The organism is Bradyrhizobium forestalis, from assembly GCF_002795245.1.
GTDB classification, from domain to species: Bacteria; Pseudomonadota; Alphaproteobacteria; order Rhizobiales; family Xanthobacteraceae; genus Bradyrhizobium; species Bradyrhizobium forestalis.
The window spans coordinates 16819-32048 of sequence record NZ_PGVG01000030.1 but is presented as its reverse complement, the minus strand read 5'-3'; the positions used below and the strand labels follow the sequence as shown (position 1 = coordinate 32048).

Here is a 15230-nt window from a genome sequence, read left to right as displayed (position 1 = left end):
GCGATCTCCACATCTGGCGGCCGCTCCCCGGAACGTAGCATGGCCTCCTTGCGGCGAGTAGCGGCTCGCTGAACGGTGACGGCAAAGCCGATTGCAGCGGCGACGAAACTCTGCGAAGTCTCGTCCGTTCGCATGACCCGCTTGATCTGATGATCCGGACCCGCCAATGCCTTCTGTCTTCGAGACGTCAACCACCGCCACCCCGATCACCTTCGTCACCAAATCGAGCTGGGATCAGGTCGCCGAGACGCTGCCGCCGGCGCAACGCCAGTTCGCGAGCGCCAGCGCCTTTGCCGCCAAGCCAGGCAGCTATCTGGCACTGCCCGCGCCCGACGGCGCGATCGCACAGGTGCTGTTCGGTCTCGAAGACGCGGGCGCCAAATCGCGCGACCTGTTCCGACCCGGCGCCCTGCCCGGCCTGCTGCCGCCGGGCACCTATCGCTTCGCCAATGCGCCGCACGATGCGCGGCTGGCGGCGCTCGCCTTCGCACTGGGATGCTATCGCTTCGCCCGCTACCGCAAGGCTGATCGCCCCGAGGTCCGGCTGGTGCCGCCTGACGGTGTCGACCCGGCCGACATCGAGCGGATCACCGATGCCGCAATGCTGGCGCGCGACCTCATCAACACACCCTCCAACGACATGGGTCCGGAGGAGCTCGCCGCAGCCGCGCAAGCGCTCGCCGCCGAGTTCGCCGCAAGCTTCGCCTGCACCATCGGCGAGGATCTGAAGACGAACTTCCCGCTGATCCACGCGGTCGGCATGGCCTCCAGCCGCGCGCCGCGGCTGATCGACATCGGCTGGGGCGATCCTGATCACCCCAAGGTGACGTTGGTGGGCAAGGGCGTGTGTTTCGACACCGGCGGGCTCGACCTGAAACCGTCGAGCGGCATGCTGATCATGAAGAAGGACATGGGCGGCGCCGCCAACGTGCTGGCGCTCGCGCGCATGGTGATGCACGCAAAGCTGAAGGTGCGGCTGCGCGTGCTGATTCCGGCGGTGGAGAACGCCGTCGCGGGCAATGCCTTCCGCCCGCTCGACATTTTTACGTCTCGCAAAGGCATCACGGTGGAGATCGGCAATACCGACGCCGAAGGCCGGCTCGTGCTCGCCGACGCGCTGGCGCTGGCCGACGAGGAGAAGCCGGATCTGCTGATTGACCTCGGCACGCTGACCGGCGCGGCCCGCGTCGCACTGGGCCCGGATCTACCGCCCTTTTACACCAATGACGAGACGCTGGCCGCCGATGTCGCGCGCTGCGCGGTGAAGGAGAACGATCCGTTGTGGCGCATGCCGCTATGGCCGCCTTACGATGCCTGGCTGGACTCCAAGACGGCGACCATCACCAATGCGCCGTCGGGCGGGTTTGCCGGCTCGATCACCTGCGCGTTATTCCTGCAACGCTTCGTCGAGCACGCCAGGAGCTGGCTGCACGTCGACATCTTCGGCTGGACGCCGTCGGCGAAACCGGCACGGCCCGAAGGTGGCGAGTGCCAGGCCGCACGCGCCATCTACGCATTGCTGAGCGAACGCTATGCATGATCCGCGAATAACACCGGCGCGCGGCGACCTCGCCGCGAAATATCTCGAAGGCAAGGTCGCGGCGGAGCGCTTCGTCGCCGGGGAAGAATTCGAGGTGATCGACGCGATCGCCCCGATGCGCGAGCAGCCATCCCCGAACGCGATGCTGATGACGGAGGCGCTGCGGGGTGAGCGCGTCACGGTCTACGACCGCAACGGCGAAGGTTGGGCCTGGGGCCAACTCAATGACGATGGCTACGTAGGCTGGCTTCCCGATGCGGCACTCTCGAAGCCGACGGCCGCGCCGACACACAAGGTCAGCGTACTCCGGACGCTTGCGTTCCCCGGCCCGTCGATCAAGCTGCCTCCGGCTGACGCGCTCCTGCTGGGTTCAAAGCTCACAATCGTGCGCGAGGATGGGGCCTTCGCGGTCACCCGTGAAGGGATGTTCTTGCCCAAGACGCACCTCGCCCCACTCGATCATCGCGAGCCAGATTTCGTCGCCGTCGCCGAAAACTTCGTCGGCACGCCCTATCTCTGGGGCGGCAAGAGCAGTTTTGGCATCGACTGCTCGGGCCTGGTGCAGGTCTCGCTGACATCCGCAGGCATCGGCTGCCCGCGCGACAGCGACATGCAGCAGGCCGGCCTCGGCCGCACGCTGGAGCCGCATGAGCGAGGCAGCTTGCTGCGCGGCGATCTGATCTTCTGGAAAGGCCACGTCGCCATCGTCCGCGACGCCAGCACCATGGTTCACGCCAATGCGCATCACATGGCGACGGTGATCGAGCCGATCGAGCCGGCGATCGCGCGGATCAGGCAAGCCGGCAGCGAGATCGTCGCGATCAAGCGGCTGTGACGGACGTTACGTCGCCACCGAGCCGTTCCCGGCCGTCTCCAGCCGGAACGCCGCGGCGAACAGCGCGCGGGTGTAATCCGTCTTCGGATTCCTGAACAGCTGGGCCGCTTGCCCCTCCTCGACCACCTTGCCGCCGCGCATCACGATGAGATGGCTGGCGAGCGAAGCGACGACGCGCAGATCGTGCGAGATGAACATGTAGGTGAGGTCGCGCTTGCGCTGGAGCTCGCGCAACAGATCGACCATCTGCGCCTGGAACAGCATGTCGAGCGCGCTGGTTGGCTCGTCCAGCACGACGAAATCCGGCTCCAGCACCACCGCTCGCGCGATGCTGATGCGCTGGCGCTGGCCACCGGAGAATTCATGCGGATAGCGGAAGCGCGTATCCGGATTGAGCCCGACATCCTCCAGCGCCTTGACGACGCGCGCCTCGCGTTCCTCGTGCGACAGCTTCGGCTGATGCACGGACAGCCCTTCGGCGATGATGTCGGCGACCGACATGCGCGGTGAGAGCGAGCCGAACGGGTCCTGGAACACGATCTGCATGTCGCGCCGGAAGGGGCGCATCTCCTTGAAGCGCAGGCCCTGGATGTCGTTCCCTAAGAACACGATGCGCCCGTTGGAGGAGATCAATCGCAGCAGCGCGAGCCCCAGCGTGGTCTTGCCCGAGCCGGACTCGCCGACCACACCGAGCGTCTCGCCCTTGCGCACGGCGACGCTGACGCCGTCGACAGCCTTGATGTGGCCGACCGTCTTGCGCATCAGGCCGCGCCTGATTGGAAACCACACTTTCAAATCATTGGCCGACATCACCACCGGCGCGTTCGGCTGCGGCGGCGCCGGATCGGGCTTCGGCTCCGCCGCGAGCAGGTCGCGCGTATAGGGATGTTTCGGCGTCTTGAAGACCTGCTCGACCGGCCCCTGCTCGACGATCACGCCGCCCTTCATGACGCAAACCGTGTCGGCGATGCGGCGCACGATGCCAAGATCGTGGGTGATGAACAAGAGGCTCATGCCGAGCCGCAAACGGATCTCGGCGAGCAGCGCCAGGATCTGCGCCTGCACGGTGACGTCGAGCGCCGTGGTCGGCTCGTCCGCGATCAACAGGTCCGGCTCGTTGGCGAGCGCCATCGCGATCATCACGCGCTGGCGCTGGCCGCCGGAGAGCTGGTGCGGATAGCTCTTCAGCCGCGTCTCTGGCTCTGGGATGCCGACCTGCGTCAGCAATTCCAGCGTCCGCTTGCGCGCCTCGGCATTGCTGGTCGGATTGTGCAGCTGGATGATCTCACCGATCTGCGCCTCGATCGTGTGCAGCGGATTGAGCGAGGTCATCGGCTCCTGGAAGATGATGGAGATATCGCTGCCCCTGAGCTCCCGCATCTGCTGCTCGGATTGGTCGATCAGCTCCTGCCCCTTGAAACGGATGCTGCCCGAGGGATGCGAGGCGTTCGGGTACGGCAGCAGCTTCAGGATCGAGAGCGCACTGACCGACTTGCCGGAGCCGGACTCGCCGACCAGCGCCACGCACTCGCCGCGCTTGATCTGGAACGAGACCTTGTCGACCGCGAGCGTGGTGGCGCCGCCCTGGTGGAAGGCCACCGAGAGTTCGCGTACGCTGAGCAGAGGCTGGTTGATAGCGTCCATCACGCCCTCACCTGAACGTCTTGCGCGGATCGAACGCGTCACGCACGGCTTCGCCGATGAAGATCAACAGCGATAGCATGATCGCGACAGAGAAGAAGCCGGAAAAGCCGAGCCAGGGCGCCTGCACATTGGCCTTGGCCTGCGACAGCAATTCGCCGAGCGAAGGCGATCCCGGCGGCAGGCCGAAGCCGAGGAAATCGAGGGCCGTCAGTGTCATCACGGAGCTCGACACGATGAAGGGCAGGAACGTCATGGTCGCGACCATCGCGTTCGGCAGGAGGTGGCGGAACATGATGACGGGGTTGGAAACGCCGAGCGCCCGCGCCGCCTGGATGTACTCGAAATTGCGGCCGCGCAGGAATTCGGCCCGCACGAGACCGACCAGCGAGACCCAGGAGAACAGTAGCAGGATGCCAAGCAGCACGAAGAAGCCGGGCACGAGCACCGAGGACAGGATCAGGAGCAGGTAGAGCGAGGGTATAGCCGTCCAGATCTCGATGAAGCGCTGGAAGATGAGATCGACCCGGCCGCCGAAATAGCCCTGCACCGCCCCCGCTGCGATACCGATGACGGACGAGACGATGGTGAGGCAAAGTCCAAACAGCACCGAGATGCGGAAGCCGTAGATCAGCCGCGCCACCACGTCACGCCCCTGATCGTCGGTACCGAGCCAGTTGTATTCAAGATCGCGGCAGCTCTTCAGCCCCTTCTTCTCCACCACCGGCTGGCACTGCTTCTCCGTCAGCATCCAGGTTGGCGGCGACGGCGCGGGCGTCGGCAGGTCGAGATTGTGCGTGTCGTAGGAGTAACGGATCAGCGGCCAGACAATACTGCCGCCCTTGTCCTTGATCAGCTTCTGCAAGTACGGGTCGCGATAGTCGGCCGCGGTCTCGAAATCGCCGCCGAAGGTCGTCTCCGAATAGGTCACGAAGGCCGGCCAATAGAGACGGCCGTCGAATTTGATCAGGAAGGGCCGGTCATTGGCAATCAGTTCCGCGAACAGCGAGACCACGAACAAGCCGATGAAGATCCAGAACGACCAGTAGCCGCGCCGGTTGGCTTTGAAGTTCTGCCAACGCCGCCTGTTGAGTGGCGAAGGCGCGAAGGACTTGCGCGTGATCGGAACGGCATCGCCGAGCGGCGACTTCGCTGTGGTTTCAATCGGCGTCGGCGCGGTGATCGTCATCAGACCTCCCGTGCCTCGAAATCGATGCGGGGGTCGATCCACATATAGGTCAGGTCGGAGATCAGGTTGATCACGAGTCCGACCAGCGAAAAGATGTAGAGCGTGCCGAACACCACGGGATAGTCGCGGTTCAGCACGCTCTCGAAGCTGAGCAGCCCGAGCCCGTCCAGCGTGAAGATGGTCTCGATCAGAAGCGAGCCTGAAAAGAAGGCGTGGATGAACGTCCCGGGGAAGCCGGCGATCACGATCAGCATCGCGTTGCGGAAGACGTGGCCGTAGAGCACCCGGTTCTCACTGCAGCCCTTGGCGCGCGCGGTCATGACGTATTGCTTGCGAATCTCGTCCAGGAACGAGTTCTTGGTCAGGAAGGTCATGGTGGTGAACGCACCCAACCCCATGGCGATCAGCGGCAGCGTCAGATGCCAGAAATAGTCGAGGATCTTCCAGTACCAGGGAAACTGCGACCAGCCGTCCGAGGTCAGTCCGCGCAGCGGGAACCAGTTGAAGAACGAGCCACCGGCAAACAGGATGATCAGGAGGATCGCAAACAGAAAGCCGGGAATCGCATAGCCGAGCACGAGCACCGTCGACGTCCAGGTGTCGAAACGCGCGCCGTCACTCACCGCCTTGCGAATGCCGAGCGGGATCGAGATCAGATAGGTCAGCAGCGTCAGCCAGATGCCGAGCGAGATCGAGACGGGCAGCTTCTCCTTGATGAGCTGGAGCACGCTGACGTCGCGAAAATAGCTCTTGCCGAAGTCGAACCGGGCGAAATTCCACACCATCAGCAGAAAGCGTTCCGGGGCCGGCTTGTCGAAGCCGAACTGCACCTCCAGCTTCTTGATGAAGTCAGGGTCGAGCCCCTGCGCACCGCGATATTTCGAGTTGATGGCGTCGCCGCCGGCACCGACTTGCCCAGGTGCGCGCTGCGCAAAATCGCCGCCGCCCGAAATGCGCGACGTGCCGCCGGTGTCGGCGCCCGAAAGCTGCGCGATCACGCGCTCGACCGGGCCGCCCGGCGCGAATTGCACGACGACGAAGGACACGAAGAGGATCCCGAGCAGCGTCGGGATCATCAAGAGAATGCGGCGGGCGATATAGGCGCTCATGGCTATTTCGCCTGCTCGAGCTTGGCCGCCTTGGCGGGTTCATGCCACCAGATGTCAGGCGCGCCGACACCGTTGGCATAACGCGGCAGCTTATGCGGATGGCCGAACTGATCCCAATAAGCCAGCCGGTGCGTCTTGTTGTACCATTGCGGCACCCAATAGCGGCCGGCGCGGAACAGGCGATCGAAAGCGCGACAGGCGACGGTCAACTCTTCGCGGCTGTCAGCCGCCATGATCTTCTCGATCATGGCATCGATCGCCGGGCTGGCGACGCCGGCGAGATTGTATGAGCCTTTGGTGTTCGCCACCTGCGAGGAGAAGAACGCACGCATCGCATCGCCCGGCGTCGCCGACATGCTGAAGCGCTGGATTGTCATGTCGAAATCGAAATCTTCCTGCCGCGCCTTGTGCTGCACGGCATCGACCAGGCGGACGCTCGCCTCGATGCCGAGCGTCGCGAGATTCTTGATGTAGGGCGCATGATGCGGCTGGAAGGAAGGCTCATCCAGCAGGAACTCGATCCTGAACACCTCGCCATTCGGCAGCACCCGCTTGCCATCCTTGATCGGCACGCCGGCTTCGTTCAGCAGTTGCTGCGCCTTGCGCAACAGGCTGCGGTCTTGCCCGGAGCCGTCTGTGACCGGCGGCGTGAACGGCGCAGCGAAAACGTCGGCCGGAACTTGGCCGCGAAACGGCTCCAGCAGCTTCAGCTCTTCCGGCGAAGGCGGCGCATTGCCCGCCATGAGGTCCGAATTCTGGAACGGCGACACCGTACGAGCATAGGCGCCGTACATGATGGTCTTGTTGGTCCACTCGAAATCGAAGGCGTTGATCAGGGCCTCGCGCACCCGCGGATCCCTAAATTTGTCGCGCCGCGTGTTGATGAACCAGCCTTGCGCGCCGGACGGCGTGTCGTCGGGCACGACCTCCAGCTTGACGCGGCCATCCTTCGCGGCCGGGAAGTCGTAGCGCGTCGCCCAGATGCGCGAGGTGAACTCCTCGCGATAGAGATAGCTCTTGCCGGTGAAACCCTCGAAGGCGACATCGCGATCGCGATAGAACTCATAGCGCACGACATCGAAATTGTAGCTGCCGCGGCAGACCGGGAGATCGGCCGCCCACCAGTCCTTGACCCGCTCGAACTCGATGTAGCGATTGACCTCGAACCTGCCCACCTTGTACGGACCCGAGCCGAGCGGGATCTCCAGCGACGACTCGTCGAACGGGCGGGAGGCGTAATAGGCCTTCGAGAAGACCGGCAGGCCCGCGACATAGAGCGGGACGTCGCGCGCGCGTCCCTTGGCAAAGGTGACGACCAGCGTCGCGTCATCGAGAGCCTCCGCACTGACCATGTCGCGCATCTGCACGATGATCAGCGGATGTCCCTTGGTCTTCAGCGCCGTCAGCGAAAAGGCCGCGTCGTGCGCGGTGAGCCTGGTCCCGTCGTGGAATTTCGCCTCGGGCCGCATGGTGAAGCGATAGACAAGCTTGTCCGGCGAGATCTGCACGGATTTGGCGGCAAGCCCGTACATCGCGTCCGGTTCGTCATTTGCGCGCGCCATCAGCGGCGAGAACGTCATGTCCATGCCTTGCGCGCCGTCGCCTTTCAAGATGAAGGCATTGAGCGAGTTGAAGGTCTGATAGGACTGATTGTAGGCGCGCACCGACGGGATGAGCGAGAATGCGCCGCCCTTCGGCGCATCGAGGTTGACGTAGTCGAAATGATGGAAGTCTGCGGGGTATTTGAGGTCACCGAAGGCGGAGATGCCGTGGGCCTCGACCGGCCCTTCCGACGCCGCCGCGCGGCGCGACAGGGCGACGCCGAGCGCACCGCCTGCACCCAGGACCAGCACATGCCGGCGTGAAAGCTGCGTCATGCGTGAAATGTCCTTCACGACTTCTTTGCGATCCGCGCCGCCTTGTCTGCGTCGTACCACCAGATGAACGGGAAGCCGGACGCGCCATACCTCGGCAATTCCGCTGGCCGGCCGTACCGATCCCAGCGCGCCGTTCGCACCTTCGGATAGTTCCATTGCGGCACGACATAGTGATTCCACAGGAGGACGCGATCCAAGGCCTTTGTGGCCGCAACAAGATCACCACGATCTTTGGCGAAAATTACTCGCTCGATCAACTTGTCCACGGCGGGATTCTTGATACCGGCCATGTTGCGCGAGCCGACCGTATCGGCTGCCTTCGAACCCCAGAACTCGCGCTGCTCGTTGCCCGGCGAAGGCGACTCGCTCCATGACGCAATCGTCAGGACATCATAGTCCCAGTTGCGAAGCCTGTTTTCGTACTGGATCGAATCCACGTTGCGAACAGAAACCGAAATACCGATCCGCTCCAGAGAAGGCTTGTAGAACAGAGCGACACGTTCGAAAGCGGGATCGTCGGTGCGGGACAGCAACTCGATCGTCAGCGGCTCGCCACTTGCAATGCTAACGAGCTTTCGATCACGAACCTCAAAGCCCGCCTCCTTCATTAGCCTGAGCGCCTCACGCAGGTTTTCACGCACTGCCTCCGCGCTGCCGCCGACCGGGTTGGTATAGGGCGTCGTGAATACCTCCGGTGGGACCTCGGAGCGGACGGCTTCTAGAGTTTCCAACTCCTTTCCCTGCGGCAAGCCCGTGGCCATCAACTCATCAATGCCATCGAAATAACTGTTGATGCGCTTGTATTGCCCAAAGAAGATCTGCTTGTTCATCTCCTCGAAATCGAAAGCACAGTTCAGTGCACGGCGCACGCGCGGATCGCTGAACTTGGCGCGTCGCAGATTCGGCACGAAGGCTTGCATGACGCCTGAGCTGCGATTGGGAAACTCTTCCAGGATCACACGCTTTTCGGACACGGCCGGGAAGTCGTAGGCAGTTGCCCAGTTCTTCGCGCTGTTTTCGGTACGCCAATCCACCTGATCGGCCTTGAACGCCTCGATCGCGACGGTCACGTCCCGAAAATAGTCGTAGTGCAGCTCGTCAAAATTATTGCGCCCAACATTGACGTTGAGATCACGCGCCCAATAATCCTTCGCCCGTTCGAGCACGACGCTTCGACCAGCGACAAAATCCTTGATCCTGTAGGGACCGGAGCCCAGCGGAATCTCAAGCGTGGTCGCTGTAACGTCGCGCTTCCGGCCTTGTGCGTCCGTTCCCTCCCACCAATGCTTCGGAAGAACAACGAGTTGACCGACAATCTGCGGCAACTCGCGATTTCCAGGTGAATCGAAGGTGAACTTGATGGCGCTATCACCTATCTTTTCGACACCGACGACATGCCTGTAGTAGGCTGAGTAGAACGGATGGTTCTTCTTCAGCACATCAAGCGAGAAGATCACGTCGTCTGGCGTGACAGGTTTGCCGTCGTGCCACTTTGCTTCCGAACGCAGTCGATAGACGACAAACGAAAAATCCTTCGGATGGCTGAGAGCTTCAGCCAGCAGCCCGTATTCGGTCGATACCTCGTCCAACGAGCTGGTTGTCAGGGTATCATAGATGAGGGGAACTGGCGCGGCGAGCGCACCCTTCACCCCCGAGACCACATAATTGAAATTATCGAAGGTCCCAACCGCAATCTGTCTCACGACGCCGCCCTTCGGCGCGTCCGGATTGACGTAATCGAAGCGCTTGAAATCGGCGGGGTACTTGATGTCACCGAACAGCGACAACGCATGGCGCCAAGGCAGCTCACTCGCTGATTGCGCCTGCGCGGCACCAATGATCGGAATGCCCGCGACGGAACCGAGGGCGGGAAGCGCTGCGACAGCAGTGCCGGTGAGCAGGAGATCGCGTCGGGTAATGGCCAAATCAACATCCCTGTCTTGAAGGAGGCTACTCCTTTAAGGTCCCAATATAGGCGAGGTTTCGACCGAATATGTTGCTTTTTCCTCATCTTGGAAGCCCCGGCAGCTTATCGGATGCGGCCAAACGCCCCGATAACGTCATCGCGAGGCCCGGATAAGGAAACGGCCAGGCTTTTCAGCCTGGCCGCACATTTGCGAAATGGGTTCTGGGGGCCTTACTTCGACGCGGTCGGCAGCGGCTGCGGATGCTCCGACAACGAGTTCAGATAGGCGATGACGTCGGCGCGCTCGGAGTCCTTCGGGATGCCGGCGAAGCCCATCGCGGTGCCCGGGATGAAGCCCTTCGGATTGGCGATGAACTTGTTGAGGTCGTCGAACGTCCAGGTGCCGCCCTTGGCCTTCATGGCAGCCGAGAAGTTGAAGCCGCCGCGGCCCTCGCCCCTCTTCTCGCCGACAACGCCATAGAGGTTCGGACCGACGCGATTCGGGCCGCCCTTCTCGAACGTGTGGCAGGCGCCGCATTTCTTGGCGGCGGCAGCCCCCTTCTCGACGGAGGCCGTCTGGAGCAGCTTCTCGATCGGCTCGGACGAGGCTGCGGCGGCGGCGCCACCTTCCTTGCCATGGCCGGCATCTTCCTTCACCGCGATCTCGAAACCCGGCTTTTCCGGCATCTTGGGGGAGAACAGCGCACTCGCGGTGAAGCTCGTCACCAGCAGAACGAGACAGGTGCCGAGCACGGCACCGAGAATCTTATTGAGTTCGAAAGAGTCCATTTCCGGCCAGGCCCCACCGCAAGAAGGAAACAGCGGCCCAAATGGCCGCAAGGACGAGCCTCGGGAGAATCAAAACGTTCCTTATTGTTTCCCCGAGTTTTGCCATTGAGATATCGGTTTGCCCGGGGTCTGGCAACCCGTATAAGCGAGCCGGCTTTCAGCCCGTCCCCACCGCATTTCTCGGCGCGGAAAGCGCCCCGTTTCCAGGCTCTTGACCCCAAGAATTTGAACCCATGACCGATCCTCGCATCCTGGTGCTGATCCCGGCCCGCATGGCCGCCACCCGCCTGCCCGGCAAGCCGCTCGCCGATATCGCGGGATTGCCGATGATCGTGCATGTGCTGCGCCGCGCCGAGGCCGCTGCAATCGGCCGGGTCGCGGTCGCCACCGACACCGACGAGATCGCCTCGGTGGTGACCGCCCATGGCGGCGAGGCTGTGATGACCCGCTCCGACCACCCCTCGGGCTCCGACCGCATCCACGAGGCCATGCAGAAGCTCGACCCCGAGGGCAAGGCCGAGATCGTGATCAATCTCCAGGGCGATTTCCCGACCATCACGCCGCAGACCATCCGCGAGGTGCTGCCGCCCTTTGACGACCCCGCTGTCGACATCGTCACGTTGGCCTCGCAGATCCACACGGAGGAGGAGGACCTCGCGCCGAGCGTCGTGAAGGCGATCGGCTCGCCGATCGGGCCAAAGCGGTTGCGGGCACTTTATTTCACCCGGGCCACAGCCCCTTACGGCAACGGACCGCGATACCACCACATCGGCCTTTATGCCTATCGCCGCGCGGCACTGGAGCGGTTCGTGTCGCTGCCGCCTTCCCCCCTGGAACGCCAGGAGAGCCTGGAACAGCTCCGGGCCGTGGAGGCCGGCATGCGGATCGACATCATGATCGTCGACAGCGTGCCCCGCGGCGTCGACACGCCGCCCGATCTCGAAACCGCGCGCAGCATCCTTTCCAAATCCTGAGCCGCTGCTACAAGGCCGAGCATGAGCAAGATGAAAATCGCATTCCAGGGCGAGCCCGGAGCCAATTCCCACATCGCCATCGTCGAGGCCTATCCCGACGCCGAGCCGATGCCCTGCGCCACCTTCGAGGACGCGCTGTCGGCGATCTCATCGGGCGAAGCCGACCTCGGCATGATCCCGATCGAGAACTCGGTCGCGGGCCGCGTTGCCGACATCCACCATCTGCTGCCGGCCTCCGGCCTCTTCATCATCGGCGAATGGTTTCTGCCGGTCCGGCATCAACTGATGGCGGTGAAGGGCACCAGGCTCGAAGACATCAAGAGCGTCGAGAGCCATGTGCATGCGCTCGGCCAGTGCCGGCGCATGATCCGCAAGCTCGGCATCAAGCCGATCGTCCACGCCGACACCGCCGGCAGCGCCCGCGACATCTCCGAGCGCAAGGACAAGACGGTCGCTGCGATCGCCTCGCGCCTGGCCGCAAAGATCTACGGCCTCGACATCCTCGCCGAGGACATCGAGGACGAGGCGCACAACACCACGCGTTTCGTGGTGCTGGCGCGCGAGCCGAAATGGGCGCCCCAAGGCACCGGCCCGCTCGTCACCACTTTTGTCTTCCGCGTGCGCAATTTGCCGGCGGCGCTCTACAAGGCGCTCGGCGGCTTCGCCACCAACGGCGTCAACATGACCAAGCTCGAGAGCTACATGGTCGACGGCAATTTCTTCGCCACGCAGTTTTATGCCGACGTCGAGGGCCACCCCGATGACAAGGGCCTCGCCTTCGCGATCGAGGAGCTGAAATTCTTCTCGCGCGAATTCCGCATCGTCGGCGTGTATCCGGGACATCCGTTCCGCGCGACGTTCAGCGAAGCGCAGGATTGACCCGCGTGTCCCGGACGCGCGAAGCGCGAGCCGGGACCCAGGGGCCACGAATACCCTGTCGCGAGATGGGCCCCGGCTCAGCAGCGCACCGCTGCACCGGACGATGCTTCGCATCGCCGGGGAAGCGCTGCGCTGCGTCCGGGGCACGAGAGCGGCTTACGCCGCCTTCACCAGCCCGAACGCCTCCGCCAGCAACGAATACGACTTCTTCCGCGCCTCGTGGTCATACACCGCCGTGATCACCATCAGCTCGTCCGGCTTGCTCGCGTAGATCAAGGGCTGCAGCTTCTTCTGCACCGTCGCGGGGCTGCCGACGAACAGGCGCGAGCGGTTGCGGAGGATCGAGGTGCGCTCGGCCTCCGTATACGGATAGGCCATCGCCTCCTCGACGCTTGGCAGCGGCAGATATTGACCGCGGTCGCGGCGAAGGCGGTTGAGGTCAAAGGAAGAGGCGAGCCTTTCGGCCTCCTCGTCGGTGTCTGCCGCAATGACGGCGACCGCAAGAATCGCATGCGGGCTCGCACGCCAGGCAGAGGGCTGGAAACGATCGCGGTAATGCACCATCGCATCGATCGCGTCGTGGGACGCGAAATGATGGGCGAAGGCGAAGCCCATGCCGACCTGGGCGGCCAATTCCGAGGAATAATCGCTGGAGCCAAGCAGCCAGATCGGCGGCAGCCTGGTATCGTCGGGCATCGCGACGACATTGTTGTAGGGGTGCCCTGCAGGGAATTCGCGGGTCTCCCACAGGATCAGCTCGTGCAGCCGCTCCAGAAAATCGTCGCCCTCGCGACGGTCGAGCCGGCTTCTGAGCGCATAGGCCGTGGCACCATCGGTGCCCGGCGCGCGACCGAGACCGAGATCGATCCGGCCGGGAAACAGCGCCTGCAGCATCTTGAAGCGCTCGGCCACCACCAGCGGCGCGTGATTGGGCAGCATCACGCCGCCGGAGCCGACGCGGATGTGCTTTGTCACCGCCGCGATCTGCCCGATCATCACGTCGGGCGCGGGGCTCGCGACGGAGGCGAGGTTGTGATGCTCGGCGAGCCAGTAGCGGACATAGCCGAGCCCATCGACGTGGCGCGCCAGATCGATGCTGTTGCGCAGCGCCGCGGCGGGCTTGGTGCCGGTGGTGACCACGGAGAGGTCGAGGACGGAGAGCGGGATCATGGCGGCTTAAGGTAATGGAGGCCGGCGCGGCGGCAATGGGCAGGCTGCGCAGGTCTGACGTGTGCAGGTGGAGCGGCCACGTGCCTCGGCGGAACCGGAGTGGTGGGACAAGGGGCAGCCACAATCACGCAGATTCACACAGCCCACAAAGAGCAAGGACACTCAAGGTCGAATCAGGTTCAGCTCAATACACTGATTTTATATAGTAATTTAGGTCGCATCAACTTCCCACCCATATCGATATACGCTCAATAATTCAGAGATTGTTGGCGTAAGTGGGCCACTTCCCATCACTGATGGGCTGTCGATCGAACCGGCTTTGCCCTATCTTAGGCCTCCCGGAGCTAGGTGCGGCCGCTGGCCGCCGTGGCTGAGCGAGAGCCTTGGAGTGAGTGGTGCCATGACCGATCCGACGACGCCTGCCCAATCCGACGGGCAAGACGGGCACCTGAAGCGGCCTGCGATCTCCTTTGAGTTCTTTCCGCCCAAGACCGAGGAGATGGAGCGCAATCTCTGGGACACCATCAAGCGGCTGGCCCCGCTCGAGCCGAAATTCGTCTCGGTGACCTATGGCGCCGGCGGCTCGACCCGCGAGCGCACCCATTCGACCATTGCCCGCATCCTGCAAGAAACCGCGCTGCTGCCGGCCGCTCACCTGACCTGCGTCGGCGCCTCGCGCGGCGAGATCGACGAGATCGTCGACCGCTATCACGAGGTCGGCGTTCGCCACATCGTGGCCCTGCGCGGTGATCCCGTCGGCGGCATCGGCACGCCCTATGCCAGCCATCCCGAGGGCTATCAGAGCTCCGCCGACCTCGTCGCGGGAATCAAGAAGCGGCATGGCGATATCGAGGTGTCGGTCTCGGCCTATCCCGAGAAGCACCCCGAGGCGCGCGACTTCGACGCCGATATCGACACGCTGAAGGCCAAGGTCGATGCGGGTGCGACGCGCGCGATCACGCAGGTGTTCTTCGATAACGACCTCTACTTCCGCTATCTCGATCGCGTGCGCGCGCGCGGCATCGACATCCCGATCGTGCCGGGCATCATGCCCATGCACAATTTCAAGCAGGCGCGAAACTTCGTGACGCGTGCCGGCACCACCGTGCCCGACTGGTTCGCCGCCAAGTTCGAGGGCCTCGATGACGACGCCGAGACCCGCAAGCTGGTGGCGGCGACCGTCGCCGCCGGCCAGGTGCAGAAGCTCGCCAAGCACGGCGTCGACACCTTCCATTTCTACACCATGAACCGCGCCGATCTCGTCTTCGCGATCAGCCATTTGCTCGGCATTCGCGCCAAGAGCGCGCAGAAGGCAGCGTAA

12 protein-coding genes are annotated in these 15230 nt (G+C 63.5%); 5 read left to right on the top strand and 7 right to left on the bottom strand.

Translation table 11 applies throughout. The features are described 5' to 3' along the window. Nucleotides 1–166: 166 nt before the first annotated feature. Together CVM73_RS28245 and CVM73_RS28240 are read left to right on the top strand one after the other, a co-directional pair. Nucleotides 167–1540, top strand: coding sequence for a leucyl aminopeptidase family protein (locus tag CVM73_RS28245; protein WP_100235073.1), 1374 nt, complete (start codon nt 167–169; stop codon nt 1538–1540). Then, nucleotides 1533–2375, top strand: a complete 843-nt coding sequence (locus CVM73_RS28240; protein ID WP_100235072.1) for a C40 family peptidase — start codon at nt 1533–1535, stop codon at nt 2373–2375. Before CVM73_RS28245 ends, CVM73_RS28240 begins: the two co-directional genes overlap by 8 nt. 6 nt (nt 2376–2381) lie before the next feature. On the opposite strand, the gene CVM73_RS28235 is transcribed toward CVM73_RS28240, so the two are convergent. From CVM73_RS28235 to CVM73_RS28210, 6 genes are all read right to left on the bottom strand, one after another. Beyond that, nucleotides 2382–4019 carry an ABC transporter ATP-binding protein gene (locus tag CVM73_RS28235; RefSeq protein WP_100235071.1) on the bottom strand — a complete coding sequence of 546 codons (1638 nt, stop codon included), beginning with the start codon at nt 4017–4019 and terminating at the stop codon, nt 2382–2384. Nucleotides 4020–4026: 7 nt separating this feature from the next. Then, on the bottom strand, nt 4027–5205 hold the full coding sequence (locus tag CVM73_RS28230) for an ABC transporter permease (RefSeq protein WP_100235070.1): 1179 nt from the start codon (nt 5203–5205) through the stop codon (nt 4027–4029). Next, nucleotides 5205–6314: a microcin C ABC transporter permease YejB gene (locus CVM73_RS28225; protein ID WP_100235069.1), complete on the bottom strand. Its 1110-nt coding sequence runs from the start codon at nt 6312–6314 to the stop codon at nt 5205–5207. Before CVM73_RS28225 ends, CVM73_RS28230 begins: the two co-directional genes overlap by 1 nt. A gap of 2 nt (nt 6315–6316) precedes the next feature. Further along, nucleotides 6317–8191, bottom strand: a complete 1875-nt coding sequence (locus CVM73_RS28220) for an extracellular solute-binding protein (protein ID WP_167407112.1) — start codon at nt 8189–8191, stop codon at nt 6317–6319. A gap of 14 nt (nt 8192–8205) precedes the next feature. Then, a complete protein-coding gene (locus CVM73_RS28215) occupies nt 8206–10116 on the bottom strand; it encodes an extracellular solute-binding protein (RefSeq protein ID WP_100235067.1) in 1911 nt (636 codons plus the stop codon). Nucleotides 10117–10328: 212 nt separating this feature from the next. Next, complete coding sequence (locus CVM73_RS28210; RefSeq protein WP_100235066.1) at nt 10329–10886, bottom strand: c-type cytochrome; 558 nt, start codon at nt 10884–10886, stop codon at nt 10329–10331. Nucleotides 10887–11119: 233 nt separating this feature from the next. Between CVM73_RS28210 and CVM73_RS28205 the strand changes: the two genes are divergently transcribed. Continuing rightward, nucleotides 11120–11860, top strand: a complete 741-nt coding sequence (locus CVM73_RS28205) for a 3-deoxy-manno-octulosonate cytidylyltransferase (protein WP_100235065.1) — start codon at nt 11120–11122, stop codon at nt 11858–11860. A 21-nt stretch (nt 11861–11881) separates the two neighbouring features. Next, nucleotides 11882–12739, top strand: coding sequence for a prephenate dehydratase (locus tag CVM73_RS28200; protein ID WP_100235064.1), 858 nt, complete (start codon nt 11882–11884; stop codon nt 12737–12739). 156 nt (nt 12740–12895) lie between these two features. On the opposite strand, the gene CVM73_RS28195 is transcribed toward CVM73_RS28200, so the two are convergent. Then, nucleotides 12896–13909 carry an LLM class flavin-dependent oxidoreductase gene (locus CVM73_RS28195; protein ID WP_100235063.1) on the bottom strand — a complete coding sequence of 338 codons (1014 nt, stop codon included), beginning with the start codon at nt 13907–13909 and terminating at the stop codon, nt 12896–12898. Between the two features lie 400 nt (nt 13910–14309). On the opposite strand from CVM73_RS28195, the gene metF reads away from it, so the two are divergent. After that, a complete protein-coding gene (metF, locus tag CVM73_RS28190) occupies nt 14310–15230 on the top strand; it encodes a methylenetetrahydrofolate reductase [NAD(P)H] (RefSeq protein ID WP_167407111.1) in 921 nt (306 codons plus the stop codon).

Excerpts from the sequence above, each read along its gene's own strand:
- CVM73_RS28245 (WP_100235073.1), top strand. The coding sequence starts at position 167 with ATGCCTTCTGTCTTCGAGACGTCAACCACCGCCACCCCGATCACCTTC.
- CVM73_RS28230 (WP_100235070.1), bottom strand. The coding sequence starts at position 5,205 with ATGACGATCACCGCGCCGACGCCGATTGAAACCACAGCGAAGTCGCCG.
- CVM73_RS28225 (WP_100235069.1), bottom strand. The coding sequence starts at position 6,314 with ATGAGCGCCTATATCGCCCGCCGCATTCTCTTGATGATCCCGACGCTG.
- CVM73_RS28235 (WP_100235071.1), bottom strand. The coding sequence starts at position 4,019 with ATGGACGCTATCAACCAGCCTCTGCTCAGCGTACGCGAACTCTCGGTG.
- metF (WP_167407111.1), top strand. The coding sequence starts at position 14,310 with ATGACCGATCCGACGACGCCTGCCCAATCCGACGGGCAAGACGGGCAC.
- CVM73_RS28240 (WP_100235072.1), top strand. The coding sequence starts at position 1,533 with ATGCATGATCCGCGAATAACACCGGCGCGCGGCGACCTCGCCGCGAAA.
- CVM73_RS28195 (WP_100235063.1), bottom strand. The coding sequence starts at position 13,909 with ATGATCCCGCTCTCCGTCCTCGACCTCTCCGTGGTCACCACCGGCACC.
- CVM73_RS28210 (WP_100235066.1), bottom strand. The coding sequence starts at position 10,886 with ATGGACTCTTTCGAACTCAATAAGATTCTCGGTGCCGTGCTCGGCACC.
- CVM73_RS28200 (WP_100235064.1), top strand. The coding sequence starts at position 11,882 with ATGAGCAAGATGAAAATCGCATTCCAGGGCGAGCCCGGAGCCAATTCC.
- CVM73_RS28205 (WP_100235065.1), top strand. The coding sequence starts at position 11,120 with ATGACCGATCCTCGCATCCTGGTGCTGATCCCGGCCCGCATGGCCGCC.
- CVM73_RS28220 (WP_167407112.1), bottom strand. The coding sequence starts at position 8,191 with ATGACGCAGCTTTCACGCCGGCATGTGCTGGTCCTGGGTGCAGGCGGT.